This window comes from Myceligenerans xiligouense (assembly GCF_003814695.1).
Classification (GTDB): Bacteria; Actinomycetota; Actinomycetes; order Actinomycetales; family Cellulomonadaceae; genus Myceligenerans; species Myceligenerans xiligouense.
This window is the reverse complement of sequence record NZ_RKQZ01000001.1, coordinates 2574695-2600693: the sequence shown is the minus strand read 5'-3', so window position 1 is coordinate 2600693 and position 25999 is coordinate 2574695. Positions and strand designations below refer to the sequence as shown.

The 25999-nt window shown below is 71.5% G+C and carries 22 protein-coding genes; 18 read left to right on the top strand and 4 right to left on the bottom strand.

All coding sequences use genetic code 11. From position 1 onward, the window contains the following. The first annotated feature begins 193 nt into the window (after positions 1-193). The 17 genes from EDD34_RS11275 (at position 194) to EDD34_RS11195 (ending at position 19094) form a co-directional block, all read left to right on the top strand. Positions 194-772: a Pycsar system effector family protein gene (locus tag EDD34_RS11275; protein WP_123814657.1), complete on the top strand. Its 579-nt coding sequence runs from the start codon at positions 194-196 to the stop codon at positions 770-772. 104 nt (positions 773-876) lie between these two features. After that, a complete protein-coding gene (efp, locus tag EDD34_RS11270) occupies positions 877-1440 on the top strand; it encodes an elongation factor P (protein WP_123814656.1) in 564 nt (187 codons plus the stop codon). A gap of 90 nt (positions 1441-1530) precedes the next feature. Continuing rightward, positions 1531-1947, top strand: a complete 417-nt coding sequence (nusB, locus tag EDD34_RS11265) for a transcription antitermination factor NusB (RefSeq protein WP_123814655.1) — start codon at positions 1531-1533, stop codon at positions 1945-1947. A gap of 178 nt (positions 1948-2125) precedes the next feature. Further along, on the top strand, positions 2126-2755 hold the full coding sequence (gene pyrR / locus EDD34_RS11260) for a bifunctional pyr operon transcriptional regulator/uracil phosphoribosyltransferase PyrR (RefSeq protein WP_123814654.1): 630 nt from the start codon (positions 2126-2128) through the stop codon (positions 2753-2755). Beyond that, positions 2752-3747 (top strand): aspartate carbamoyltransferase catalytic subunit, encoded by a 996-nt coding sequence (locus tag EDD34_RS11255; protein ID WP_123814653.1) that lies wholly within the window; start codon positions 2752-2754, stop codon positions 3745-3747. The genes pyrR and EDD34_RS11255 overlap by 4 nt, the downstream gene beginning before the upstream one ends. Further along, entirely contained in the window at positions 3744-5138 is a 1395-nt protein-coding gene (locus EDD34_RS11250) for a dihydroorotase (RefSeq protein WP_123814652.1), read from the top strand. The genes EDD34_RS11255 and EDD34_RS11250 overlap by 4 nt, the downstream gene beginning before the upstream one ends. Next, positions 5135-5791 (top strand): PH-like domain-containing protein, encoded by a 657-nt coding sequence (locus EDD34_RS11245; RefSeq protein ID WP_211341560.1) that lies wholly within the window; start codon positions 5135-5137, stop codon positions 5789-5791. Before EDD34_RS11250 ends, EDD34_RS11245 begins: the two co-directional genes overlap by 4 nt. Further along, positions 5781-7139, top strand: coding sequence for a glutamine-hydrolyzing carbamoyl-phosphate synthase small subunit (gene carA / locus EDD34_RS11240; RefSeq protein ID WP_425462378.1), 1359 nt, complete (start codon positions 5781-5783; stop codon positions 7137-7139). The genes EDD34_RS11245 and carA overlap by 11 nt, the downstream gene beginning before the upstream one ends. Next, positions 7139-10561, top strand: coding sequence for a carbamoyl-phosphate synthase large subunit (gene carB / locus EDD34_RS11235; RefSeq protein WP_123814650.1), 3423 nt, complete (start codon positions 7139-7141; stop codon positions 10559-10561). Before carA ends, carB begins: the two co-directional genes overlap by 1 nt. Further along, on the top strand, positions 10558-11496 hold the full coding sequence (pyrF, locus tag EDD34_RS11230) for an orotidine-5'-phosphate decarboxylase (RefSeq protein WP_123814649.1): 939 nt from the start codon (positions 10558-10560) through the stop codon (positions 11494-11496). Before carB ends, pyrF begins: the two co-directional genes overlap by 4 nt. A gap of 407 nt (positions 11497-11903) precedes the next feature. Next, a complete protein-coding gene (mihF, locus tag EDD34_RS11225; protein WP_123814648.1) occupies positions 11904-12215 on the top strand; it encodes an integration host factor, actinobacterial type in 312 nt (103 codons plus the stop codon). Position 12216: 1 nt separating this feature from the next. Then, positions 12217-12876, top strand: a complete 660-nt coding sequence (gene gmk / locus EDD34_RS11220) for a guanylate kinase (RefSeq protein ID WP_123814647.1) — start codon at positions 12217-12219, stop codon at positions 12874-12876. Positions 12877-12926: 50 nt separating this feature from the next. Continuing rightward, positions 12927-13256 (top strand): DNA-directed RNA polymerase subunit omega, encoded by a 330-nt coding sequence (rpoZ, locus tag EDD34_RS11215; protein WP_123814646.1) that lies wholly within the window; start codon positions 12927-12929, stop codon positions 13254-13256. Between the two features lie 53 nt (positions 13257-13309). Next, positions 13310-14560 carry a bifunctional phosphopantothenoylcysteine decarboxylase/phosphopantothenate--cysteine ligase CoaBC gene (gene coaBC, locus EDD34_RS11210; RefSeq protein ID WP_123814645.1) on the top strand — a complete coding sequence of 417 codons (1251 nt, stop codon included), beginning with the start codon at positions 13310-13312 and terminating at the stop codon, positions 14558-14560. Between the two features lie 130 nt (positions 14561-14690). Further along, a complete protein-coding gene (gene metK / locus EDD34_RS11205; RefSeq protein ID WP_123814644.1) occupies positions 14691-15905 on the top strand; it encodes a methionine adenosyltransferase in 1215 nt (404 codons plus the stop codon). A 58-nt stretch (positions 15906-15963) separates the two neighbouring features. Beyond that, entirely contained in the window at positions 15964-18399 is a 2436-nt protein-coding gene (locus EDD34_RS11200) for a primosomal protein N' family DNA-binding protein (RefSeq protein ID WP_342774828.1), read from the top strand. Beyond that, positions 18396-19094 carry an HAD family hydrolase gene (locus EDD34_RS11195; protein WP_246012328.1) on the top strand — a complete coding sequence of 233 codons (699 nt, stop codon included), beginning with the start codon at positions 18396-18398 and terminating at the stop codon, positions 19092-19094. The genes EDD34_RS11200 and EDD34_RS11195 overlap by 4 nt, the downstream gene beginning before the upstream one ends. A 72-nt stretch (positions 19095-19166) precedes the next feature. Here EDD34_RS11195 and EDD34_RS11190 read toward each other — a convergent pair whose 3' ends face one another. Beyond that, positions 19167-20618, bottom strand: a complete 1452-nt coding sequence (locus tag EDD34_RS11190) for an MFS transporter (RefSeq protein ID WP_342774827.1) — start codon at positions 20616-20618, stop codon at positions 19167-19169. 229 nt (positions 20619-20847) lie between these two features. Between EDD34_RS11190 and EDD34_RS11185 the strand changes: the two genes are divergently transcribed. Further along, positions 20848-21750 carry a helix-turn-helix domain-containing protein gene (locus EDD34_RS11185; RefSeq protein WP_123814642.1) on the top strand — a complete coding sequence of 301 codons (903 nt, stop codon included), beginning with the start codon at positions 20848-20850 and terminating at the stop codon, positions 21748-21750. A 60-nt stretch (positions 21751-21810) separates the two neighbouring features. Here EDD34_RS11185 and EDD34_RS11180 read toward each other — a convergent pair whose 3' ends face one another. Genes EDD34_RS11180 through EDD34_RS11170 form a run of 3 tightly spaced genes read right to left on the bottom strand, consistent with a single transcriptional unit; the run spans position 21811 to position 25995 of the window. Then, positions 21811-22989 carry an acyltransferase family protein gene (locus EDD34_RS11180; protein WP_246012326.1) on the bottom strand — a complete coding sequence of 393 codons (1179 nt, stop codon included), beginning with the start codon at positions 22987-22989 and terminating at the stop codon, positions 21811-21813. After that, complete coding sequence (locus EDD34_RS11175) at positions 22986-24728, bottom strand: FAD-binding oxidoreductase (protein WP_123814641.1); 1743 nt, start codon at positions 24726-24728, stop codon at positions 22986-22988. The genes EDD34_RS11180 and EDD34_RS11175 overlap by 4 nt, the downstream gene beginning before the upstream one ends. A gap of 1 nt (position 24729) precedes the next feature. Continuing rightward, positions 24730-25995, bottom strand: coding sequence for an FG-GAP repeat domain-containing protein (locus EDD34_RS11170; RefSeq protein WP_123814640.1), 1266 nt, complete (start codon positions 25993-25995; stop codon positions 24730-24732). Between the last annotated feature and the right edge of the window lie 4 nt (positions 25996-25999).

Below are 25999 nucleotides of genomic sequence, written 5' to 3'. Positions count from 1 at the left end.
TCGAGACTTAAGCGCTGCGCTGACTGTTGCGTATCCGCAACAGTACAGGTAGAAAAACGACGCGGGGGACACCTGTGCCGCGGTGAGCAGTCCGAATACGATGCGGCGAACGGCGATGAGAGTGTCACGCCGGTGCGGAAGAAGACCGACTTCAGGAAGATGCCAAATGGCCCGGAGTTGCTAGGAGGAGCGGGTGAGCTGGTGGGCCTCGGACCGCATCCGGCGCGATGCGCGCCGGCTGACGGACCCGTCGCGGAAAGGGTCGGTCGACAGCGGCGGGGAGAGCACCGATGCTCAGTTCGTTCAGTCGATGCTCCAGCTCACCATCACCAACGCTGACGTCAAGACCAGCGTCCTCGTCGCAGCCATCGCACTGACGTTCGGTGTCGGAACGCCCGCAATCCCTTTCGAACAAGCGCTGGTGCCAGGTGCACGGCTGGCCATCGCGGGCGCGGTGCTCGGCACGATCGCGATCGTGCTCTGTGGCGTCGCCGGCTTCTATCTCGTCCTTTCGCTACGGCCACGGATGAGGAGCCGAGGGTTCTCTCGCTACTCACTACCTGACATCGTCGCCGCGTCAGTCGACGAGCTGACCGAGCGGGGCGCCGGTACGGATCGTCGCGAAGCCTGGATCCAGGTCAAGAACCTGGCCGACATCTCGGCGCGGAAGCATGCCTGCATCCGTCGTGCCCTGAGTTACTACCCGATGTCGGTGGTGCTCATGGTCGTGTCCGCGGCCATCGGGATCATCGTTCGTGCGGGGCCGATGTGAGAGCGCCGCGTCGTCGCCGTTAGACTGAGGCGCTACTCCCGTACTCCCGGTCGCGTCGCTCGTCGTCGTGCCCGGCTCATCATCCGAACTACAGGAAGACGAACGTGGCAACCTCGAACGACATCAAGAACGGCACCGTGCTCCGCATCGACGGTCAGCTCTGGACGATCATCGAGTTCCAGCACGTCAAGCCGGGCAAGGGTGGCGCGTTCGTCCGCACCAAGATGAAGAACGTGCTGTCCGGCAAGGTCGTCGACAAGACGTTCAACGCGGGTATCAAGGTCGAGACCGCGAACGTGGACCGGCGCGACTACCAGTTCCTGTACATGGACGGCACGGACTACGTGTTCATGGACAACGACACGTACGACCAGATCATGATCAGCCCGGCGACGGTGGGCGACGCGAAGGACTTCATGCTCGAGGGCATGCAGGTCATGGTCGCGACGAACGAGGGCCAGCCGCTCTACCTGGAGCTGCCGCAGTCGGTCGTCATGGAGATCACCTACACCGAGCCGGGCCTGCAGGGCGACCGCTCCACGGGCGGCACGAAGCCGGCCACGCTGCAGACCGGCGCCGAGATCCAGGTCCCGCTGTTCCTGGAGCAGGGCACGAAGGTCAAGGTCGACACCCGCACGCGCGACTACCTGGGACGCGTCAACGACTGATCCCGAGGTGCGGCGCAGGGTGGGGGCCGAGGAACGAGGCACCCGCCCGGCGCGGAACCGAACGGATCAGTCGTCAGAGAAAGGAACCTGATGGGCGCCCGGACCAAGGCACGCAAGCGCGCCGCCGACATCCTCTTCGAGGCCGAACAGCGGGACATCGATCCCGGGAAGCTGCTGGCGGACCGCGTCGAGACCCCGTACACCGAGGCGCCGGTGCCGCAGTACACGGTCGAGATCGTCGAGGGCGTGCTGGCGCGGCTGGATCGCATCGACGAGGCGCTGGAGACCTACTCGCACGGCTGGACGCTGCACCGCATGCCGGCCGTCGACCGGGCGGTGCTGCGCATCGGTACCTGGGAGCTGCTGTTCAACGACGACGTACCGGACGCCGTCGCCGTCGACGAGGCCGTCGAGCTCGTCGCCGGGCTGTCGACGGACGACTCGCCGGCTTTCGTGAACGGTCTCCTCGGCCGGATCAAGGACATGAAGCCGAGTCTTCTCGCCTGACGCCCGTCTTCTCGCCTGACGGTCCGGCAGCCGCCGTCGGCCGGGTGCCGAGGAGTGTGAGGAACGCCGCTCGCCGCATCGCGGCGGGCGGCGCTGTCGTGTCCGTGCGGCGGGATATGGTGGCGGTGTCAGACTCCCTTTAAGCCCGTCCAGTGAGGCGGAAAAGGAGGCCAGGAGAATGAGTCCCAGCTCCGCTCTGCCCGGAAACGGGCCGCGTGAACACCTTCGGGGAACCACGGTTCTCGAAGCTCCCGATATCGCCCGCGCGCTGACGCGCATCGCGCACGAGATCATCGAGCGCAACAAGGGGGCGGCGGACGTCGTCCTCCTCGGCATCCCGACGCGCGGCGTTCCCCTGGCCCGCCGCCTGGCCGAGCGTCTCGCGGCGATCGAGCCCACGTACGACGCCGGTGCCGTGGGCGAGCTCGACGTCACCATGTACCGCGACGACCTGCGCCACCACCCCACCCGCGCCGTGGGTGCGACACGTATCCCGGGCAGCGTCGACGACCGGACGGTGGTGCTGGTCGACGACGTCCTGTTCTCGGGCCGCACCATCCGGGCGGCGCTCGACGCGCTGAACGACGTCGGCCGGCCGCGCGCCGTACAGCTTGCCGCCCTCGTCGACCGTGGCCACCGTGAGCTGCCGATCCGGGCCGACTTCGTGGGAAAGAACCTGCCGACGTCCCGCTCGGAGCGCGTCAGCGTGCACCTGACGGAGACCGACGGTGAGGACTCGGTCACGATCGGCGAGCATCCCGCGAGCGCAGGGTCGTCGCTCCCGGACGGCGGGGAGGGCGGACGATGAGGCATCTGCTGTCCACCGCCGATCTCGCGAAGGACGACGCGATCCTTCTCCTGGACACGTCGGCGCAGATGGCGGCCACGCAGTCCCGGGAGATGAAGAAGCTGCCCACGCTGCGCGGACGTACTGTCGTCAATCTCTTCTACGAGGACTCCACGCGCACGCGGATCTCGTTCGAGACGGCCGCGAAGCGCCTGTCCGCGGACGTCATCAACTTCTCGGCCAAGGGGTCGAGCGTGTCCAAGGGCGAGTCCCTCAAGGACACGGCGCTCACCCTGCACGCGATGGGGGCCGACGCCGTCGTCGTGCGGCACCCGGCATCCGGTGCGCCGCACATGCTGGCGCACGCCGGCTGGCTCGACGCCGCGGTGCTCAACGCCGGCGACGGCATGCACCAGCACCCCACCCAGGCGCTGCTCGACGCGTTCACGATCCGGCGGCACCTCGTCGGCGGCGGCTCCGACGCGGGCACCGAGGGCACGGACCTGGCGGGCCTGCGGGTCGCGATCGTCGGGGACGTGCTGCACTCGCGGGTCGCCCGGTCGAACGTGCACCTGCTGCACACGCTCGGCGCCCACGTGACGCTGGTGGCCCCGCCGACCCTGCTGCCCGTCGGGATCGAGACCTGGCCGTGCGAGGTCTCCTACCATCTCGATGAGACGATCGAGCGAACGAAGCCCGACGCGGTGATGATGCTCCGTGTGCAGCGGGAGCGGATGAGCGGCGGCGCGGGCGGGGCGTTCTTCCCGAGCGCGCAGGAGTACAGCCGCAAGTTCGGGCTCGGCTCGCAGCGTCTCGCACGGCTTCCCGGCCACTCGATCATCATGCATCCCGGGCCCATGAACCGCGGCCTGGAGATCAGTGCCGACGCCGCCGACCACCCGCGGTCCGTGATCGTGGAGCAGGTCGCGAACGGCATCGCCGTACGCATGGCGTCCCTGTACCTGCTGCTGGCAGGCAGCGACGACGCCCACGACGAGAGGACCAGTCTGTGACCACCACGTACATCCTGCGCGGGGTGCGCCCCCTCGGCGGCGAGCCCGCCGACGTCGTCCTGTCCGACGGCCGGATCACGCACGTCGGCGTGCCAGGGAGCGCGCCGCGGCCGGGTGCGGCCACGCCGGACGAGAGCGCGACCGGGCCGTCCGGCACGAACGCGGACGTCGTCGAGATCGACGGCGAGGACCGCCTCGTCCTCCTGCCGGGCCTCGTCGACCTGCACACCCACCTGCGCGAGCCGGGCCGGGAGGACGCCGAGACGGTGTACTCCGGTACGCGCGCGGCCGCCGCGGGCGGCTTCACCGCGGTGCACGCGATGGCGAACACGACCCCCACCCAGGACACGGCGGGCGTCGTGGAGCAGGTGTGGCGGCTCGGGCGGGACGCCGGCTGGGTCGACGTGCGGCCCGTGGGCGCGGTCACCGTGGGCCTGGGCGGCGAGCGCCTCGCGGAGCTGGGTGCGATGGCGGACTCGGCTGCCGGGGTGCGGGTGTTCTCGGACGACGGGAAGTGTGTGCATGACCCGGTGCTGATGCGGCGTGCGCTGGAGTACGTGAAGGCGTTCGACGGTGTGGTGGCGCAGCATGCGCAGGAGCCTCGGTTGACCGAGGGCGCGCAGATGAACGAGGGCCTGGTGTCGGCCCAGATCGGGCTGGCGGGGTGGCCGGCCGTCGCGGAGGAGTCGATCATCGCGCGGGATGTGCTGCTGGCGGAGCATGTGGGGTCGCGGTTGCACGTGTGTCATCTGTCGACGGCGCGGAGCGTGGAGATCGTGCGGTGGGCGAAGTCGCGGGGGGTGGACGTGACGGCTGAGGTGACGCCGCATCATCTGCTGCTGACGGACGAGCGGGCGCGGTCCTACGACGCGCGGTTCAAGGTGAATCCGCCGTTGCGGACGCAGGCTGATGTGGAGGCGGTGCGTGAGGGGCTGGCGGACGGCACGATCGACATCGTGGCCACGGATCATGCGCCGCATCCGGTGGAGGACAAGGACTGCGAGTGGGCGGCGGCGGCCTTCGGGATGACGGGGCTGGAGACGGCGCTGTCGGTGGTGCAGGCGACGATGGTGGAGACCGGCCGGATGTCGTGGGCGGATGTGGCGCGGGTGCTGTCGCAGGCTCCGGCGCGGATCGGCCGGATCGACACGGGGCCGGGTGCGCACGGCCGTCCGGTGGAGGTGGGGGAGCCGGCGAACGTGACGCTGGTGGATCCTGCGGGCCGGGTGACGGTGCGGGGTGCGGAGCAGGTGACGGCGAGCGGGAACACGCCGTTGGAGGGGATGGAGCTGCCGGGTGTCGTGGTGGCGACGTTCCTGCGGGGCCGGGCGACGGTGCTCGGCGGGGTTCCCGTGGACGGCGTGAGCGAGAGCGAGGGGGCGCTGCTGTGAATCTTCCGATGCCGGTGGCCGTGGCGATCTGGGTGGTGATCGGGCTCGTGCTGCTGTATCTGGTGCTGACGGGGCGTCGTCGGCTCGCGTCGCGGACGAGGACGGTGGTTCCGGCGCCGCCGCCGGTTCCCGCGGAGGTCGCGGCGTCGTCGGGGGGTGCCCTGGTGGCGGGTCCGGAGCCGGTGTTCGGGCCGGTCGAGGCGACGTATGTGTCGAGCACGCTGCATGGTGACTGGCTGGCGCGGGTCGGTGCGCACCAGTTGGGCGATCGGGCGCTGGCGCGGGTGAGCGTGCTGGACTCGGGCGTGCTCGTGGAGCGGGAGGGGACGCGGGATCTGTGGATCCCGGTCCGGGCGATCCGTTCGGCGCAGCTCGCGCCGGGGATGGCGGGGAAGTACGTGGGTGCGGACGGGCTGGTCGTGGTGTCGTGGGCGGTGCCCGACGACGACGCCGGTCCGGCGGGGGCCGATGCGGGTCCTGTTCTGCTCGACACCGGTCTGCGCACCCGGCATGCCACTGATCGCGGCGGTCTTGTGGACGCCGTGAGACATCTGATCGCGGCCGGCCGGGCCGGTGCCGCGACGTTCGACAACACTCAGCACGACCAGACACCCAGCACCACCGGGGGAACACACGATGACGATGACATCTGATCCGAGCATGGACACGATCCAGGATTCCGCGCGTGCCGCGCTCGTCCTGGAGGACGGCAGCACCTTCACGGGCCGTGCCTACGGCGCGACCGGTTCGACGTTCGGGGAGCTGGTGTTCTCCACGGGGATGACGGGCTACCAGGAGACGCTGACGGACCCGTCGTACCACCGGCAGATCGTGGTGATGACGGCGCCGCACGTGGGTAACACGGGCGTGAACGACGAGGACCCGGAGTCGGGCCGCATCTGGGTGTCCGGGTACGTGGTCCGTGACCCGGCGCGGCGGGTGTCGAGCTGGCGTGCGCGGCGGTCCCTGGACGAGGAGCTGGTCGCGCAGGGTGTCGTCGGCGTGAGCGGCCTGGACACGCGGGCGCTGACGCGGCGGCTGCGTGAGGAGGGTGTGATGCGCGCCGGGATCTTCTCCGGTGAGGCGCTGTTCGAGGAGGGTCCCGGGGGGCGGGTCCGCGAGCGCCCGGTGTCGGATCTGGTGGCTGAGGTGAAGGCGTCGCCGCGGATGGCGGGGGCGAGCCTGGCGCCGGAGGTGTCCACGGGTGAGGTGTACACGGTGGAGCCGTCGGGTGAGTTCGCGGGTGGTGTTCCGGTGGCGACGGTGGTGGCGGTGGATCTGGGGATCAAGGCGATGACGCCGCGGCGGTTGGCGGAGCGTGGGGTGCGGGTGGTGGTGGTGCCGCAGCGTTCGTCGATCGAGGAGGTGCTGGCGGTGTTCGAGGGGTTGCCGGAGGGGGCGCCGCGGGGGGTGTTCTTCTCGAACGGTCCGGGGGATCCGGATGCGGCGGAGCATGAGGTGGGGTTGTTGCGGGAGGTGCTGGACCGGGGGATTCCGTTCTTCGGGATCTGTTTCGGGAATCAGATTCTGGGGCGGGCGCTGGGGTACGGGACGTTCAAGCTGGGGTACGGGCATCGGGGGATCAATCAGCCGGTGCTGGACCGGACGACGGGGAAGGTGGAGGTGACGGCGCACAATCATGGGTTCGCGGTGGATGCGCCGGTGTTCGACGGGTCGGGTGGGCCGGCGGTGTCGACGGCTCCGCACGGTGGGGGCCGGTACGGCCGTGTCGTCGTCTCGCATGTGGGTCTGAACGATGAGGTGGTGGAGGGGTTGACGTGTCTGGATGTGCCGGCGTTCTCGGTGCAGTACCACCCGGAGGCTGCGGCGGGGCCGCATGACGCGGCGTATCTGTTCGACCGGTTCGTGGGGTTGCTGACGGATCCGGGGGTGTGGCCGCCGCGGCTCGTCGTGCCTGATGGGCCGGTGCCGGGTGGTGTGGGGGCGTCTGATGGCGCCGCTGATGAGACTGTCGCTGACGAGACCGAGGAGAAGCACTGATGGCCCGCCGGAACGACATCTCTTCGGTCCTGGTGATCGGGTCTGGTCCGATCGTGATCGGTCAGGCGTGCGAGTTCGACTACTCGGGTACCCAGGCGTGCCGGGTGTTGAAGGAGGAGGGCCTGCGGGTCGTCCTGGTGAACTCGAACCCGGCCACGATCATGACGGATCCGGAGTTCGCGGACGCGACGTACGTGGAGCCGATCACGACGGAGGTGCTGACGTCGATCATCGCGAAGGAGCGGCCGGATGCGTTGTTGCCGACGCTGGGTGGTCAGACGGCGCTGAACGCGGCGATCGCGTTGGACGAGGCGGGGGTGCTGGCCGAGTACGAGGTGGAGCTGATCGGCGCGAACATCGAGGCGATCCAGAAGGGTGAGGATCGTGAGCAGTTCAAGCGGGTCGTGGAACGTTGCGGGGGTGAGTCGGCGCGGAGCGAGATCGTGCACTCGGTGCCCGAGGCGATCGCGGCGGCGGACAGGCTCGGGTATCCGATGGTGGTGCGTCCGTCGTTCACGATGGGTGGCCTGGGGTCGGGGCTGGCGTACGACGAGGAGGACCTGCGGCGCATCGTGGGGCAGGGGCTGCACTACTCGCCGACCACGGAGGTGCTCCTGGAGGAGTCGATCCTCGGGTGGAAGGAGTACGAGCTGGAGTTGATGCGGGACAAGCACGACAACGTCGTGGTGGTGTGCTCGATCGAGAACGTGGACGCGGTGGGTGTGCACACGGGTGACTCGGTGACGGTCGCTCCGGCGATGACGTTGACGGACCGGGAGTACCAGAAGCTGCGGGACATCGGCATCGCGGTGATCCGGGAGGTGGGTGTCGACACGGGTGGCTGCAACATCCAGTACGCGGTCGATCCGGCCACGGGGCGGGTGATCGTCATCGAGATGAACCCGCGGGTGTCGCGTTCCTCGGCGCTGGCGTCGAAGGCGACGGGGTTCCCGATCGCGAAGATCGCCGCGAAGCTGGCGGTGGGTTACACGCTGGACGAGATCCCGAACGACATCACGCGGGTGACTCCGGCGTCGTTCGAGCCGACGCTGGACTACGTGGTGGTGAAGGTGCCGCGGTTCGCGTTCGAGAAGTTCCCGGCGGCGGACGACACGCTGACGACCACGATGAAGTCGGTGGGTGAGGCGATGGCGCTGGGCCGGAACTTCACGGAGGCGCTCGGGAAGGCGCTGCGGTCCATCGACAAGGGCGGGGTCACGTTCCACTGGGACGGTGCGGCGCCGTCGGGCGAGGAGCTGGAGGCGCTGCTGCGGGAGATCGAGCGGCCCACCGAGGGGCGGCTGGTGCAGGTGCAGCAGGCGCTGCGGTCTGCCGGGCTGCCGGGGGCGCGGCCGGGTGAGCTGATCGACCGGGTGCACGCCGCCACCGGTATCGACCCGTGGTTCCTGGACCAGATCCTGCTGGTCAACGAGCAGGCCGCCGCCGTGGCGGCGAGTCCCGCGCTGACGGCGGACGTGGTGCGGGAGGCGAAGCGGCACGGGTTGTCGGACGCGCAGATCGCGCGGCTGCGGAACATGGGGCCGGCCGGTGAGGCGACGGTGCGGGAGGTGCGGCACGCGCTGGGGGTGCGGCCGGTGTACAAGACGGTGGACACGTGCGCGGCGGAGTTCGCCGCGACGACGCCGTACCACTACTCGTCCTACGAGCAGGAGTCGGAGGTCGCGCCGCGGGAGCGGGAGGCGGTCATCATCCTGGGGTCGGGGCCGAACCGGATCGGGCAGGGGATCGAGTTCGACTACTCGTGCGTGCACGCGACCCTGGCGCTGGCCGAGGCCGGGTACGAGACGGTGATGGTCAACTGCAACCCGGAGACGGTGTCCACGGACTACGACACGTCCGACCGGCTGTACTTCGAGCCGCTGACGTTCGAGGACGTGCTGGAGGTGTATCAGGCGGAGGTCGCGGCCGGTCCCGTGAAGGGGATCATCGTGCAGCTGGGCGGGCAGACGCCGCTGGGGCTGGCGCAGCGGCTCGCGGACGCGGGCCTGCCGATCCTGGGCACGAGCCCGGAGTCGATCGACGCGGCGGAGGACCGTGGCGTGTTCGGGCAGGTGCTGCACGACGCCGGCCTGCCGGCTCCGGCGTTCGGCACGGCGCGCACGCTCGGGCAGGCGACGGAGGTCGCCGAGCGGATCGGCTACCCGGTGCTGGTGCGTCCGTCGTACGTGCTGGGCGGGCGTGGCATGGAGATCGTGTACGGCGCCGGTCAGCTCGCCGAGTACGTGGAGCGTGCGCTGGAGGAGGCGACCCACGTGGGTGCGCCGGGCACGCTGCCCGCGCCGCTGCTGATCGACCGGTTCCTGGACGACGCGATGGAGATCGACGTCGATGCCCTGTACGACGGCGAGGAACTGTTCCTCGGGGGCGTCATGGAGCACATCGAGGAGGCCGGGATCCACTCGGGTGACTCGGCGTGCGTGCTGCCGCCGGTGTCGCTGTCGGAGGCGGAGATCGAGCGCATCCGGCGGTCGACCGAGGCGATCGCGCGGGGTGTGGGGGTGCGCGGGCTGCTGAACGTGCAGTACGCGCTGGTGTCCGACGTGCTGTACGTGCTGGAGGCCAACCCGCGCGCGTCCCGCACGGTGCCGTTCGTGTCCAAGGCGACCGGTACGCCGCTGGCGAAGGCCGCGGCGCGGGTGATGGTGGGGGAGTCCATCGCCGCTCTGCGCGCGGACGGGCTGCTGCCCGCCACCGGTGACGGCGGCACGCTCGACCTGGAGGCGCCGCTGGCGGTGAAGGAGGCGGTGCTGCCGTTCAAGCGCTTCCGCACCAGGGAGGGCATCGTGGTGGACACGGTCCTCGGGCCGGAGATGCGTTCCACGGGCGAGGTGATGGGGTTCGACAAGGACTTCCCGCACGCGTTCGCGAAGTCGCAGGCGGCCGCTTACGGGGGGCTGCCGACGTCGGGCACGGTGTTCGTGTCGGTGGCCGACCGGGACAAGCGGCACGTGGTGTTCCCGGTCAAGAAGCTCGCGGAGATCGGGTTCACGGTGCTGGCCACGGCCGGCACGGCGACGGTGCTGCGCCGCAACGGCATCGAGGCGCAGGTGGTGCGCAAGTACTCGGCCGGTCGGGGACCGCAGGGGGAGCCGACCATCGTGGACCTCATCCTCGACGGACAGGTCGACCTCGTGGTCAACTCCCCCTCCGGGCAGGGCGCCCGCGCGGACGGCTACGAGATCCGCGCGGCGACGACGGCGGCCGACCGGCCCATCGTCACCACGGTCGACCAGCTCGCCGCGGCCGTGCAGGGCATCGAGGCGGTGCGGGGCGGCCCGTTCGCCGTCGCCAGCCTGCAGGAGCACACCGCGGCGACGCTCGCGCGGCGGGCCGGCCGGGGCACGGGGGCGGACGACTCCGACGACCCGGGCCGGCGCCCGGCACGGGAGGTCCTGGTATGAGCCGGCCCGCGCCGGGAACGCCGTCGTCCACCGTGACGCCGGCGGCCGCGTCGCGGGCGCCCTTCGGGGCACGGCTGGCCGCGGCGATGGACGACCACGGGCCGCTGTGCGCGGGGATCGACCCGCACGCCGCGCTGCTGGACGCCTGGGGGCTGCAGGACACGGCCGACGGCGTGCGGGAGTTCTCGCTACGGGTCGTGGACGCCCTGGCGGGGCACGTGGCCGCGGTCAAACCGCAGGCCGCGTTCTACGAGCGGCACGGGTCGGCCGGGCTGGCGGCGCTGGAGGACACTCTCGCCGCCGCTCGCGCCGCGGGCGTGCTGACCGTCGTGGACGCCAAGCGCGGCGACATCGGCTCCACGATGTCCGCGTACGCCGACGCGTTCCTGGCCGACCGCTCACCGCTGGCCGGTGACGCCCTGACCGTCTCCCCCTACCTCGGGTTCGGATCCCTGGCACCGGCCGTCGACCTGGCCGCCACCACCGGCCGCGGCCTGTTCGTGCTGTGCCTCACCTCCAACCCGGAGGGCCCGGAGGTGCAGCACGCACGCGCGGGCACCAGGCCGGACGGCGCCGTGCAGGGCGACGCGGCGCCGGGCCCGTCCGTGGCCGCCCTCGTCGCCGCCCACGCGGCCGCACTCAACGCCGGCGCCGCCCCCCTGGGATCGGTCGGCCTCGTGGTCGGCGCCACCATCGGCGACGCCGTCAGGGCCACCGGCACCGACCTGGCGGCCGTGAACGGTCCCCTGCTCGCCCCCGGCGTGGGTGCCCAGGGCGCCGGGGAGCGGGAACTGGCCACGACCTTCGGCGCCGCGCGCGGGAACGTCCTCGCGTCCTCGTCCCGCGCGATCCTGCGCGCCGGACCGGCACCGGGCGACCTGCGCGCGGCCGCCCGCACGGCCGCCGAGGCGGCCCGCCGCGCCCTGCGCGGCTGACACCACGCACCACGCCCTCGCGAACCAGACGGCGCGACGGCCGGCCGAGCAGGCCGAGCCGGCCGGCGACGTGCCATGACCGCGCGTGCCGGCACCCCGATCACGCACCTGATCAGGGTGCCGGCACGTCCGGCATGCGGGAGAACCCGTAGAAGTGACAGATCTCACACTGTTGTCTCTCCCGGAGGGTTGACACGGCCTCGACCAGGACTTTTGGCGCATTCTGCATACCCTTTACGGTGAAATGCTCTTGATGGGATGTCCGGCTGACGTGAAGGGTTGCGGAAATGTGCGCCACGCGGGGGCTTCTGGATTGCCGACCAGGGAAGTCATGACTACTTTCGAGGCAGCAGTCTCGAAAGACCCACGGACGGGCCAACCGTCCACAACCTGAGTAGGTGACTTGCGTGGCACTCCCTCCCCTCACACCTGAGCAGCGTGCAGCCGCACTCGAGAAGGCTGCCGAAGCCCGCCGTGTGCGCGCCGAGATCAAGAACAAGCTGAAGTACTCGCAGGGCTCCCTCAAGGAGGTCATCGAGAAGGGGCGGACGGACGACGTCGTCGGCAAGCTCAAGGTCGTCTCCCTGCTCGAGTCCATGCCCGGAGTGGGTAAGGTGAAGGCGAAGGCGATCATGGAGGAGATCGGGATCGCCGAGACGCGCCGCGTGCGCGGCCTGGGGCCGCACCAGTCCGCGGCCCTGATCGAGAGGTTCGGCTGAAATTTCCACCACAACCCCCGCCCGGCTGACGGTACTGGCCGGGCCGACGGCAGTCGGCAAGGGGACCGTCTCCGCGGACGTGCGCGAACGGTACCCGCAGGTGTGGCTCTCGGTGTCGGCGACCACGCGGCCGCCGCGCCCCGGCGAGGTGGACGGCGTCCACTACCGCTTCGTGAGCAACGACGAGTTCGACCGTCTGGTCGAGGCCGGCGACATGCTCGAATGGGCGGTGGTCCACGGGAGGAACCGGTACGGCACACCCCGTGGACCCGTCGAGGAGAGGCTCAGGGCCGGCGTGCCGGTGCTGCTGGAGATCGACCTCCAGGGCGCCCGGCAGGTGCGCGAGGCCGTCCAGGCGATGGACGGCCTCGACGCGTGCTTCGTGTTCCTCGCCCCGCCCAGCTTCGCCGAACTCGAGCGCAGGCTCGTCGGGCGCGGCACCGAGGGCGCCGAGGAACGCGCGCGACGGCTGCGCACGGCGCGGGTCGAGCTCGCCGCCGGGAGCGAGTTCGACGTCACGATCGTCAACGACGAGGTGCACCGCGCCACGGACGAACTCATGTCCGTGGTGAGCGCCCCGTGCTCTCCCGAGCCGCAGGGCGCCGCCCCCGAGGGCGCTCGTGCCTCGCGTCACCGTGTCGACGCCCGCACAGGCAGGTAGACTGCCCTGCGGACTTTTCCCGTAACCCCCTGACTTCTTGGAGCTGCATCATGGCTGGATCCGTCGCACGGCCCGAGGGCATCACCGACCCGCCGATCGACGAGCTGCTCGCCCACACCGAGTCGAAGTACGGCCTCGTGCTGTACGCCTCCAAGCGGGCCCGCCAGATCAACGCGTACTACTCCCAGCTCAACGAGGGCCTGCTGGAGAACGTCGGACCCCTCGTGGAGGCCCGCAACCAGGAGAAGCCCCTGTCCATCGCCATGCGGGAGATCAACCAGGGCCTCCTGACCATCGAGGAGATCGACCCCGCCGAGGTGGAGGCGCGCAAGCAGGCCGAGGCGGAGGCCGCCCAGGCGCTGCCCGAGTTCCCGGGCTGAGGCCGGCGGCGCACCCCCGGAGCCCTCCTGCCACCCCACCCTCGAGGCCACACATGCGGATCCTGCTCGGCGTCAGCGGCGGCATCGCCGCCTACAAGGCCGTCCTCCTGCTGCGCCTGCTGCGCGAGCAGGGCCACGCGGTCCGCGTGATCCCCACCGAGGCGGCACTGCGGTTCGTCGGCGCGCCCACCTTCGAGGCGCTGTCCGGCGAGCCGGTCACCACCGAGGTGTTCGACGACGTCCCCGGCGTGCAGCACGTCGCGCTCGGCCAGGGCGCCGACCTGATCGTCGTCGCCCCCGCCACCGCCGACCTCCTCTCCCGGGCCGCGGCCGGCCGCGCCGACGACCTGCTCACCACCACGCTGCTGGCCGCCCGCTGCCCCGTGGTCATGGCCCCCGCCATGCACACCGAGATGTGGGAGCACCCGGCCACCCGCACCAACGTCGCCATGCTCCGCGAGCGCGGTGTCCACGTCATCGAGCCCGCCAGCGGCCGGCTCACCGGCAAGGACACCGGCCCCGGGCGGCTGCCCGAACCCGAGGACATCGCGCGCGAGGCGCTGCGGGTCGCCGGTCAGGGCCCGGCGGGCGAACCCGCGGGGGCCCAGGACCTGGCGGGCAGGCACGTCGTCGTCTCCGCCGGCGGCACACGCGAGCCCATCGACCCCGTGCGGTTCATCGGCAACCGGTCCAGCGGCCGGCAGGGCGTGGCGCTGGCCGCGGCCGCGGCCGCGCGCGGCGCGCGCGTCACCCTCGTGGCCGCGAACGTCGAGGACGCCGTCCTGGAAGGCCTGGGCGCCGGGCGCGCCGGCGCGGCGGACGTGTCCGTCGTCCCCGTGGGCTCCACCGCGCAGCTGGCCGACGCCGTGCACACCGCCGCCGCCACGGCCGACGTGGTGGTGATGGCCGCCGCCGTCGCCGACTTCCGGCCCGAGGCGACGCCGGACGCCAAGATCAAGAAGGTGCCCGGCCGCCCGCCCGAGCCGATCCGGCTGGTCGAGAACCCGGACATCCTGGCCGGGCTGGCCCGCGAGCGCCGCCGTGCGGGCCAGGTGGTGGTCGGTTTCGCGGCGGAGACGGGTGACGCGGCCGCGGGCGTGCTGGAGCACGGCCGGGACAAGGCGCGGCGCAAGGGTGCGGACCTGCTGGTGGTGAACGCCGTGGGGGCGGGGCAGGGCTTCGGTACGGCGTCGAACGAGGTGACGGTGCTGGACGGGGCGGGTGAGGTGGTGGCGCGAGCTGCCGGGTCGAAGCGTGTGGTGGCTGATGCGGTGTGGGACACGGTGGTGAAGGTGTCTTCCTGAGGTGGGTGGGGCGGGTCGTGGTGCCGGAGGAGGGCCGGGGGCGTGGGCGAGTGCTCGTGGATTGCTGGGTGAGCGGCGTCTCACCTGTCGGATGTCGGCATTCGCGTGCTGAGACCGTAGGCTGGTGCCCATGAGTGATCTGCGTCTGTTCACCTCGGAGTCCGTGACCGAAGGGCACCCGGACAAGGTGTGCGATCAGATCTCCGACGCGATCCTGGACGCCATGCTCGAGCAGGACCCGGCATCCCGGGTCGCGGTGGAGACGATGGTGACCACCGGGCTGGTGCATGTGGCGGGCGAGGTGACCACGGAGGCGTACGTCGAGATCCCGCAGATCGTGCGGGACGTGGTGCGTGGCATCGGGTACACGTCCAGCGCGATCGGGTTCGACGCGGACTCGTGCGGGGTGTCGGTGTCGATCGGGCAGCAGAGCCCGGACATCGCCCGCGGCGTGGACAAGTCGCTGGAGGGCCGGGACGACGCGTCGGGTCCGGGGGTCGAGGGCGATCCGCTGGACGCGCAGGGCGCGGGCGATCAGGGGCTGATGTTCGGGTATGCGTCGGACGAGACGCCCTCGCTGATGCCGCTGCCGGTATGGCTGGCGCACCGGCTGTCGGAGAGGCTGGCGGCCGTGCGCAAGTCGGGCGAGCTGCTGGGGCTGCGGCCGGACGGCAAGACGCAGGTGACGATCGGGTACGACGGCGACCGTGCGGTGGCGGTCGACACGGTGGTGCTGTCCACGCAGCACGACCCGGACGTCATCCAGGAGAAGCTCACGCGCGAGGTGGCGGAGAAGGTGATCGGGCCGGTGCTCACCCGCGCCGCGGAGGAGTCCGGGCTGCTGGTGGCCGACGCGCGCCTCATCGTGAACCCGACGGGCAAGTTCGTGGTCGGCGGTCCGCAGGGTGACGCCGGGCTGACGGGCCGCAAGATCATCGTGGACACGTACGGCGGCATGGCGCGGCACGGCGGCGGGGCGTTCTCCGGGAAGGACCCGTCGAAGGTGGACCGGTCGGCCGCGTACGCGATGCGGTGGGTGGCGAAGAACGTGGTGGCCGCCGGGCTGGCGCGCCGGTGCGAGGTGCAGGTGGCGTACGCGATCGGCAAGGCGCGTCCGGTGGGTCTGTACGTGGAGACGTTCGGTACCGAGACGGTGCCGACGGCGCGGATCGAGGCCGCGATCCGTGAGGTCTTCGACCTGCGCCCGGCCGCGATCACCCGGGACCTGAACCTGCTGCGCCCCATCTACCGTCGTACCGCGGCCTACGGTCACTTCGGCCGTGACCTGCCGGGCTTCACGTGGGAGCGCACGGACCGGGTGGAGGCACTGCGCGCGGCGGTGTGATCCGGGCGGCCCGTCGCGTCCTTCGTCGATGTCGGTCACTCGTGGTGGGATAGCACCCGTGGATCAGGATCCGCTTCCCGGGCTCGACGGAGCCGCCGTGACGGCGGCCCCGGGCCGTGGCGCGCGATCCGGCGGGCCAGCCGGGGGAAGGAACACCCCCGGAGGAAAGGCCGCGGGGCGGACGAACACCGGACGCAAGAGCACGGGGCGCAAGAGCACGGGGCGCAAGGGCGCGGCGGAGACGGGTGGCGTGCCGATCGCGGCGCAGCTTCCGGTGGCGCGGGTGGCTCTCGACCTGCAGCCCGCGCACCTCGACCAGCCGTACGACTATCTCGTCCCGGAGTCCATGGCCGCAGACGCGCAGCCTGGCGTGCGGGTCAAGGCACGGTTCGGGCGGCAGGAGGTGGGCGGGTTCGTCGTCGCCCGCCTCGCGGAGTCCGACCACGAGGGCCGTCTCGTCCCCCTGAAACGTGTGGTGTCCGCCGAGCGGGTGCTGACCCCGCAGGTGCTGGACCTGTGCCGGGCGGTGGCCGCCCGGTACGGCGGGACGCTGGCCGACGTGCTGCGGCTGGCCGTGCCGCCGCGGCACGCCCGTGTGGAGCAGGAGAACGTGGGGCAGGAGAGGCCGGAACAGGAGAGGCCGGACGCCCCGCCCGGCGGCGGGGCCGGTCAGGAGGCGGCGGACCGGTCCACCGTCCCTGGTGGCCCGGGAACCGCCGCCTGGGCGCCGTACCAGGGCGGGGAGGCGTTCCTGCGGCGTGTGCTCGGTGGTGACGCGCCACGTGCGGTGTGGTCCGCGCTGCCCGGCGTCGACGACACGCGGCGCGGCGTCGACGACACGCGGCCCGGTGGGACGGGAACCGCCGGCGCGCGTGCCGGCGGTGCCGGGCCGGCGAACGCGGGCGGGTCCGCCGGGTCGCGTGCCGACGCTCGGGCGGGTACGCCCGTCCCGCGCTGGGCGACGGCGGTGGCGGCCGCCGTCACCGCGTGCGTGGCGGGTGGCCGCGGCGCGCTCGTCGTCGTGCCCGACGCGCGCGACGTCGCCCGCGTGCGCGCCGCCCTGGACGCCGCCGGTGTCCCGGCCGGGCCCGGCGGGCACGTGCGGCTCATCGCCGACGACGGCCCCGCGCCCCGCTACCGCGCCTACCTCGCCGCCCTGCGTGGTCAGGCGCCGGTGGTGGTCGGTACCCGGGCGGCCATGTTCGCGCCGGTCCGGGATCTCGGGCTGGTGGTGCTGTGGGGCGACGGCGAGGAGACGCTCGCCGAACCGCACGCGCCCTACCCGCACGCCCGTGACGTCCTCGCGATCCGCGCCGCCCAGGCGGACGCCGCGTTCCTGCTCGGCGCCCCCGGACGCACCGCCCAGGCCCAGGCCCTGCTCGCGAGCGGCTGGGCACGCGAGCTCGCCCCCGCCCGCGACACGCTGCGCGCGCACACGCCCCGGGTGCGGTCGCTGACCTCGGTCGAGCTGGCGCGCGACGGTGCCGCCGCCGCCGCGCGGCTCCCGTCGGCGGCCTGGCGTGCCGCGCGCGACGCCCTCCAGCGCGGCCCCGTGCTCGTGCAGGTGCCTCGTGGCGGCTACCTGCCCGTGGTGGCCTGCGCCCGCTGCCGTACCGCCGCCCGCTGCGAGGCCTGCCACGGCCCGCTCGGTCTGCCGCGCGCCGACGCGTCCCCGCAGTGCACCTGGTGCGGCAGGATGGCCGGCGGCTGGTCGTGCCCCGAGTGCGGCTTCACCGGGCTGCGGTCGGTGCGGGTCGGGTCCGCCCGCACCGCGGAGGAGCTCGGGCGCGCGTTCACCGGCGTGCCGGTGCGGCTCTCGGCGGCCTCGGCCCCGGCCGGCGTGCTCGACTCCGTGACGGGCGATCCCGCGCTGGTCGTGGCCACCCCGGGCGCCGAACCCGTGCCGAGCGGCGGCTACACCGCCGTGCTCCTGCTCGACGCCGCGGTCATGTCCGGCGGCACGCACCTGGCCGCCGGCACCGAGGCCCTGGGCCGCTGGCTGGCCGCCGCCGCGCTGGCCCGGCCCGACGGGCAGGTGCTCCTCGTCGGGGACGGCGCGCCCGGACCCAGCCAGGCCCTCGTGCGCTGGGATCCCGCCGGTTTCGCCGCCCGCGAGCTCGACGAACGCGCCGCCCTCGGCCTGCCGCCCGCCGTCCGGGTCGCGGCCGTGACCGGGGACCGTGAGGCCGTCGCCGCCGTCGTCGGGCGGGTCGGGCTGGCGGGTGAGAACGTGCTGGGCCCGGTCGAGGTGGACGACCCGTCACCCGCCCCCGTCCGCCGCGGCGGCGCCGGCACACCGAAGAGCGACCGGCCGGGTGCCCCCGCGGCGCAGCACACCCTCGACGTGGCCCGGCCGGTCCGGACCGTCCTGCGGGTGCCGCTGGACCAGGGCGACGAGCTCGCCCGGCGACTGCGGGCGTCCATGGCCGTACGATCGGCGAGGCGAGAACGCGGCACCGCCCGCGCCAGGCTGGACCCTGAGGAGATGCTGTGAGCCGGAACCTGAGCGAGAACGCCGCCACCGAGAACGCCGTCGAGGGCGGTGTCACCATCGACACCGTCGTCCTCGACTTCGGGAACGTCCTGATCGGCTGGGACCCCTACGCCGCCTACGCGAACCACACCGACGTGACCGGCCGCGCCTGGACCGCCGCCGACATCGACGCGTTCTTCGACGAGGTCGGGTTCGACGAACTCAACCACGAGGCCGACTCCGGCCGGCCGTTCGCGGACATCGTCGCCCAGCTCGAGCGCACCCACCCGCACCGGGCGGCCGACCTGGCCGTCTACGTCGACCGCTACGCCGACACCCTCACCGGCCCCGTCCCCGGCTCCGAGACCCTCGTGCGGGAACTCGCGCGCCTCGACCTGCGGCTGTTCGGGCTGACGAACTGGTCCGCCGAGACGTTCCGGCACGCCGAACCCGCCGCCCCCGCGATCGGGCTGCTCCACGACGTGGTCGTGTCCGGGCGTGTCGGGCTCGCCAAGCCCGACACGCGCATCTACGAACTGCTCGCGCAGCGGTTCGACGTCGACCCGGCACGCGCCGTCTTCGTCGACGACAAGCAGGAGAACGTCGACGCCGCCCGCCGGACCGGCTTCCACGCGATCCGGTTCACCGACACGGCCACGCTGCGTGCGCGGCTGCGCGCGCTCGGCATCGGACTGGCGGCACCTGCCGCGAACTGACCGCGCCCGCCGGGCCGCGCGACGTGGACACGGGAGAACCCGCCGTCGTGCCGCGGCCCGGCCGGCCCGCGATCAGAACGCGGCCCGCCGCCGCAGGAATGCCGCGACCGCCACGGCGGCCACGATGCACAGGCCTCCGTTGACCCAGACGGCCGTCGTCACGCCGTCCAGGACCGCCGTCGCCTCCGGGACGCCCGTGGACGCGAGCACCACGGCGGTCAGGACGGCGCTCATGACGGGCGTGCCCATGGTGATGCCCACCTGCTGGCTCATCGTCGTCAGGCCGGTGGCCAGGCCGTGCTCGGACTCGGGCACGTCAGTGGTCGCGGTGATCATGAAGCCGACGATCACCACCAGGTTCGCGACGCCACCGACGAACGTCGCGACCAGGATCAGCCAGATCGAGTTCCCGGACTCCGAGATCAGGACGAGCGGCAGCGTCGCGGCCGCCTGCACGAGGAACCCGCCCACGATCGCCGCCTTGTTGCCGAAGCGGCCGACGACCTTGGGCCCGAGCAGGCCGCCGATGACCGTGCCGAGACCCAGGACGGCGAAGGACAGCCCCGCCGCCAGGGGGGTGTAGTCCAGCACCTTCTGCAGGTAGATGGTCAGGAGGAACACGAGGGAGGTCTCGGTGGCGAAGGCGAGGAACCCGGCGATGTTGCCCCACGCCACGTTGGACCGGGTGAGCATCCCCAGCGGGATGAGGGGATGGGACACGGCTCGCTCGACGGCGACGAACACGGCCAGCAGGCACACGGACGCCGCGAGCGCCCCGAGGGTGAGGGGGTCGGTCCAGGAGCTCTCGGCGGCGTTGGTGAGCCCGAAGACGAGGGCGAGCAGGCCGAGGGTGACGAACACGGCGCCGGGCACGTCGAGGCGGGGACGGTTCTCGCTGCGGCCTTCCTTGAGGACGATCGGTGCGACCACCAGTACCGCGATGGCGATGGGGACGTTGATGAAGAAGGCCCACCGCCAGGACAGCAGGTCGGTGAGGAGTCCGCCGAGGATCGCGCCGGTGGTGAATCCGGCGGCCATGAGGGACCCGTTGAGGCCCAGCGCCTTGTCGCGGGCACGGCCTTCCGCGAAGGTGCCGATGAGCAGCGCCAGTGCGGCGGGGACCACGATGGCCGTGGCGAAGCCCTGCGCGACGCGCGCGACGAGCAGGACGGCCGGCGTCGTGGCCAGGCCGCCGGCGAGGGAGCCCGCACCCAGGAGCACCATGCCGATGAGGAACATGCGGCGCCGGCCGGCGATGTCGGCGACGCGCCCCATGAGAAGGGTGAACCCGGCCGAGCAGAGGGCGAAGGCGGTGGCGATCCACTGCAGGTTGGCGATGCCGAAGCCGACGTCGGCGCCGATGGTGGGGAGGGCGACGTTCAGGATGGAGAAATCGACGGCGAGGGTGAAGCTCGCGGTGAGCAGGACGACGAGCGCGGTGCGCTGACGGCGCGTCATGCGGGCGTCGCCGGTCGTCGTGGTCTCGCCGGCGGTCTCGGATGCCGGTGCTTGATCCGTGGTCACGATGCCTCTTTCGATGCGGTGTGTTGGAGTTCGGTGTGGTGTCCGTGTTGTCTCTGTGTCCGTGCGTCCGTGACGGGCAGGTGGTTCCACGGAACCGGTGGTTCCCACGATGGGGCGGTTCCGGTCGGGCAACCACACCCCCTGTGTCCTGGCACTGGCAGTGACAGGAGCGGAGGCAGGTACTGAGGGGGACAGGACGAACGGCGTGCGGTCAGACAGAATGGGGGGCATGAGCGGCTCGAACGAACTGGGGGAGTTCCTTCGTTCCCGGCGTGCGGTCCTGCGCCCGGAGGACGTCGGGATCCCGGGCTACGGTGTCAGGCGCGTCCCTGGTCTGCGGCGCGAGGAACTCGCGATGCTCGCAGGGGTGAGTCCCACCTACTACGCGCGTCTGGAACAGGGGCTGAGCACCAATGCCTCGGAGGCGGTGATCGCCTCGCTCGCCCAGGCGTTGCAGCTCGGAACCGATGAGCAGGCTCATCTGTTCAACCTGGCCCGGCCGAAGCGCTCTCCGCGGCGTCGGGCACCGATCAAGCACGACCACGCGCGGGAGGGGATGCTCCGGCTCGTCCACTCGATCGGGGACATCCCGGCGGTCATCCTCGGCCGGCGCAGTGAGGTCCTGGGGTGGAACGAGCTGGGACACCGGCTGGTGGCCGGGCATCTCGCCTTCGACAGTCCGGAGCACGTGCTGGACCGGCCGAACATGACCCGGATGCTGTTCCTCGACGAGCACACGAAGGAGCTGTACCGGGAGTGGGACGAGGAGGCCGAGCGGGCGGTCGCCTCACTGCGCGTCCTGAGCGGGAGGAACCAGGACGACCCGGAGCTCGCCACCCTGGTCGGTGAGCTGAGTGTGAAGAGTGCGGAGTTCTGCAAGCTGTGGGCCCGCCATCCGGTCGATCGGTGCGTGTCGGGCATGAAGTTGTTCCAGCACCCCGAGGTCGGGGAGCTCGACCTCGGCTTCGAGGTGCTCACGCCACCGGACGACTCCGGGCACCGGATCCTCGTCTACACCGCCGCGACGGTCGAGGCCGCGAGCGCCCTCGAACTGCTGGTCCGGGAGGGGGAGCGGCAGCCGGTCGGGTCGGTCGTGGGACGTGGTGACGGGGCACCGCGGTTCCGCCGCTGAGGCGGGGTGGGAGGTGCCGGCACAACAGGGGGTGGGCCGGCACCTCCGCGGGGACCGGGGTCAGACGAGTTGTCTCGGGCGGTCGCCCGGCCGGAGGGCGGCCCGGCGGCGAGGTCTCGCGAAACGGTCCATCATCGGTTTCTCGACCAGTGCGTACAGTGCCCATCCACCGCCCAGGGTGAGCACGAAGATCCCGGCGACCACGAGGAGTGCGACGGGCGTCGGATAGGTCGCGTTGTCCATCATCTGACGTGCCCAGAAGATGGTGATTCCCTGGCACAGGTAGAACCCGAACGACGTGTCGCCCAGCCATTGCATCGGGCGGGACTGGAGGAACGTGCGTTCTCCGGCGTTGTCGGCCGCGGCGACGGTGGTGACGAGCATGGCGATGGGGATGATCGTGGCCACGTTGAACGTCCAGACGAACGGGACCACGTTGGCGACCGCATACCCGGCGACGCATGCCACCAGGGCGTGCCAGACGCGCACGGCCGGCCAGCGTCCCTCGAGGACGATCCTGGCCATGATCGATCCGAGGACGAACTCGAAGAGGCGGGACGGGGGGAAGATGTAGCCGAACCAGAACTGGTAGGACGACACGGGGGTGAGCGCGGACCGCGGTTCGTCGGGGACGATCGTGAGGGTCGCGACCTGCACGAGGACCATGCCGAGCAGCATCAGGCCCGCCCAGAGCCACAGGGCGCGGACCGGGATGCGGCGGATGCCGGCGATGAGGAACGGGAACAGCATGTAGAACAGCAGTTCCACGCTGAGCGTCCAGGACGGCGGGTTGACCGCCACGTTCACCGCACCGTCGGGTGAGTAGGCGCTGAGGAGGAAGAAGTTCAGCGCCCACGCGTGCGCGGGGGTGATCGCGGCGGCGAACAGCACCATCGCGAGCACCCACATCACCAGGTGGTTCGGGAAGATCTTCACGATGCGGCGGCGCCAGAACGGGATGAGGCCGTCGTTCGGCTTCGCCGCCCAGGCGAGCAGGAACCCGCTGAGGACGAAGAAGAAGGACACGCCGATGTACCCGGTGGTGACGAAGATCTTCTCGGACGCGGCGGCGAGCTGGGGGTCGGCGAACGGGTTGATCGGGTCGTTCGGCGGGATCGGTGACGCGGAGAGGGTGATGTGGAAGCCGAAGACGAGCAGGGCGGCGAAGAATCGCAGGCCGGTCAGGGAGGGCAGGCGGGACGGGGATCGGCCCGGCTGTGTTCCGGTGGTGTTCATCATCGCGACGTCGTCTCCGGGAGCTCGATGCCGAGGCTGTGCGTGAAGAAGTTCCTCGGGTCCCACTCCTGCTTGGCTCGCTGCAGCCGCGGGTAGTTGTCCTTGTAGTACAGCGTCGACCACGGCACCCCGGAGCGGTTGCGTGCCGGGTCGGCCATGTCGGTGTCCGGGTAGTTGATGTAGCAGCCGTCGACGGCGTCGTCGGGCACGGGGACACCGCCGGTGCGGGCGAACATCGCCTCGAACGTCTCACGCTCCCATCCGAGGTAGAACTCGTCGTCCGACTCGTCCTGCCAGAAGGTCTGGAGGCAGATCTTGAAGATCGAGTCGCGCTGCACGTTGGCGGTCGCGTCCGGGCTCACGGCGTTCACCTGTCCGCCGAACGAGAAGACGACCATCATGGTGTCCGGGTTGGTGAAGTCGGGGCGGCGCAGCTGCTCCCACATCACGTCCAGCTGCTGTGGGGTGAAGCCCTTCTTGAAGTAGGCGGACTTGTGCATCCCGCGGCTGGTGGGGCTGTTGATCGTGGGGTTGTTGGTGGCGACCGTCCGGGTCGCCTGCATCCACGACAGCTCCTGGGTGTCGAAGAACTCCGGCATCGCGGCGAGCTCGCCCGAGGGCGTCGCCATCGGCGCGGCGGTGACGGCGACCCCGTCGGTGATCTTCTCGATGAACCGCCGCAGCACGCCGGCGGCGTCGGGCGCGTCGGCGTCGATCTGGGTGAACATCCCCAGGCTGCCGTGCGCCCGGTGGTTGAGGTTGAACAGGCTCGACAGGTGCGACTCCGGTGTTCCCGGTCCGCGGTACCGTTCGTGCCACTCGTTCCAGTTCGTCATGAGCCGGTCGAACGCGGGCCGGTCCACCTCGTCCCACGGGAAGCTCAGCGCGCTGACGAGTACCCGCGACGGGGCCTTGACGAGCTGTTCGGCGGGGTCCGTGCCGTGGGCGCCCGGTGACCGGAACCAGTACTTGGTGACGATCCCGAAGTTGCCGCCGCCACCGCCGGTGTGTGCCCACCAGAGGTCGCCCAGCGCCCCGCGCGAGTCGCGGGTCGCCACGCGGGTGCGCACCCGGCCCCGGGCGTCCACCGTGACGACCTCGACGGCGTACAGGTGGTCGACGACCAGGCCGTGCGACCGCGACAGCAGTCCGTAGCCGCCGCCCGCGATGTGGCCGCCGGCGCCGACGCCGTAGCAGATGCCGCCGGGGATGGTGACGCCCCAGCCCTTGAACAGCTTCTCGTACACGTGCAGGAGGCGTGCGCCGGGCTCGACGGCGAAGGCGCGCATGCCCTCGTCGTAGTAGACGTTCGTCATGGTCGACAGGTCGAGGATGACCTCGACCTCCGGGTTGCAGACGAAGTCGGCGAAGCAGTGGCCGCCGCTGCGGACCGACACCTTCTTTCCCGTGCGCACCGCGGCGCGGACCGCGGCCTCGGCGTCCCGGGCGCTGCTGATCAGCCGCACATACTCGGGCTCGGCCACGAACCGTGCGTTGTTGCCCGTCATCAGGTCGAGGTAGCGGGAGTCCTCGGGGGTGACGACGGGGTCGGAGGGCCGGGGGGCCGGTGTCCGGAGGCCGGTGGAGCCGCCCGGGGCGGCGGTGGCGGCCGGCGAGGCGGGGTCGAGGGCGACGAGCGCTCCGGCGGCGGCGGTTCCCGCGGCGCCGATCAGGAACGTACGGCGGCCGGTCGAGGACCGGTCACCGGCGTGCGGGTCGGTGGGGGTGTGCTGGGTGGTCATATCAGTTTCCTTCCGGGGTGGTGAGGTTCCGGTGCAGGGTGATCTCCGCCTTCGGCGCGACGAAGTAGTGCTGCACGGAGTAGGAGATGGTGGCGTAGTCGTCGACGCCCCGGTTGTCGAAGTCGCCCGCGACGATGCGGGCGATGGACTCACCCGACACCTTCCACTTGAGGAACAGGCCCTTCTCGAGGTCGACGGCCTTGTAGTAGTAGGCGCCCTGCCACGGCTCGGGACCGCGCAGGCCGATGAGGAACTCGTCGTCGCCGTCGCCGTCGAAGTCGCGGCACATCACGGTGTGCCCGGGCCCTTCGCCGTTCTCGTTGGGGTCGCCGTAGATGTCGAGCAGGTGACGGCGCCAGCCGGGACCCTCGACGTCGTCGGACGTGCGGGTGTAGACGGCGACGGTGTTGCCGTGGAACGGCTCGATCGCCGCGACGTAGGCGAGCGGTTCACCGCCGACGCTGCCGCCGTCGACGTCGCCCGAGCCCTTGAACCCGGTCTGCTCGAACTGCCCGTTCTCGCCGTCGCCGATGTGCTCCCAGGTGAACTTTCCGGCGCTCTCGTCGTAGTAGAGCCACGTGACACCCTCGTCGGACGCCATGAGGACCGAGTCCAGCTCCGAGCCGGCGACGAGGCCGGGCTTGCGGGCGACACCGTGGATCATGCGGAAGTCGGTCCGGGAGATCACCTCGGCGTCCCACTCCTGCGTCGGGTCGTCGGGCTGGGTGAACAGCATGACGGGGAGGACGGCGTGCACGTCCTCGACCGCCACGATCGGGAAGCCCATGATCTGGACGCGGTCGGTGCGGGAGAAGTGCCCGACGCGCAGGCGGTGCATCCCCGTGGCGCGACCCACGTAGTGCCGCTTCCAGTTCTCGGTGGAGGCGGGGTCGCCCGGGTTCTCGAGCCAGTCGATCCTGCCGCCCTCGCCGTCGGCGTGGTGGATGGTCCCGCCCGGGCCGTACAACTGGTAGCAGACGACGAGGTCGGGCAGGCCGTTGCCGGTGATGTCGCCGAAGTCGGCGCCCACCGGCTCCTTGATCTTGTCGACGACCAGGTGCTTGCGCCAGGTCGGGTTCTGGTACCAGTAGATCTCGCCGACCTTGAGGCCGTAGCCGACGAGGTCGAGCTTGCCGTCGCCGTCGATGTCGCAGGCCTCGAGCCAGTACCCGTCGCGCAGGTAGTCCGTGACGGTCTCCTGGTCGAAACGTGGTTCGGCGACGTCGAGGGTCGGTGCGGAGCGGTGCCGCAGTGCGGGGGTCGTCATGACA

Excerpts from the sequence above, each read along its gene's own strand:
- EDD34_RS11185 (WP_123814642.1), top strand. The coding sequence starts at position 20,848 with ATGAGCGGCTCGAACGAACTGGGGGAGTTCCTTCGTTCCCGGCGTGCG.
- EDD34_RS11170 (WP_123814640.1), bottom strand. The coding sequence starts at position 25,995 with ATGACGACCCCCGCACTGCGGCACCGCTCCGCACCGACCCTCGACGTC.
- EDD34_RS11175 (WP_123814641.1), bottom strand. The coding sequence starts at position 24,728 with ATGACCACCCAGCACACCCCCACCGACCCGCACGCCGGTGACCGGTCC.
- carA (WP_425462378.1), top strand. The coding sequence starts at position 5,781 with ATGACATCTGATCCGAGCATGGACACGATCCAGGATTCCGCGCGTGCC.
- metK (WP_123814644.1), top strand. The coding sequence starts at position 14,691 with ATGAGTGATCTGCGTCTGTTCACCTCGGAGTCCGTGACCGAAGGGCAC.
- coaBC (WP_123814645.1), top strand. The coding sequence starts at position 13,310 with ATGCGGATCCTGCTCGGCGTCAGCGGCGGCATCGCCGCCTACAAGGCC.
- carB (WP_123814650.1), top strand. The coding sequence starts at position 7,139 with ATGGCCCGCCGGAACGACATCTCTTCGGTCCTGGTGATCGGGTCTGGT.
- EDD34_RS11255 (WP_123814653.1), top strand. The coding sequence starts at position 2,752 with ATGAGGCATCTGCTGTCCACCGCCGATCTCGCGAAGGACGACGCGATC.
- pyrF (WP_123814649.1), top strand. The coding sequence starts at position 10,558 with ATGAGCCGGCCCGCGCCGGGAACGCCGTCGTCCACCGTGACGCCGGCG.
- pyrR (WP_123814654.1), top strand. The coding sequence starts at position 2,126 with ATGAGTCCCAGCTCCGCTCTGCCCGGAAACGGGCCGCGTGAACACCTT.
- rpoZ (WP_123814646.1), top strand. The coding sequence starts at position 12,927 with ATGGCTGGATCCGTCGCACGGCCCGAGGGCATCACCGACCCGCCGATC.
- EDD34_RS11180 (WP_246012326.1), bottom strand. The coding sequence starts at position 22,989 with ATGATGAACACCACCGGAACACAGCCGGGCCGATCCCCGTCCCGCCTG.
- nusB (WP_123814655.1), top strand. The coding sequence starts at position 1,531 with ATGGGCGCCCGGACCAAGGCACGCAAGCGCGCCGCCGACATCCTCTTC.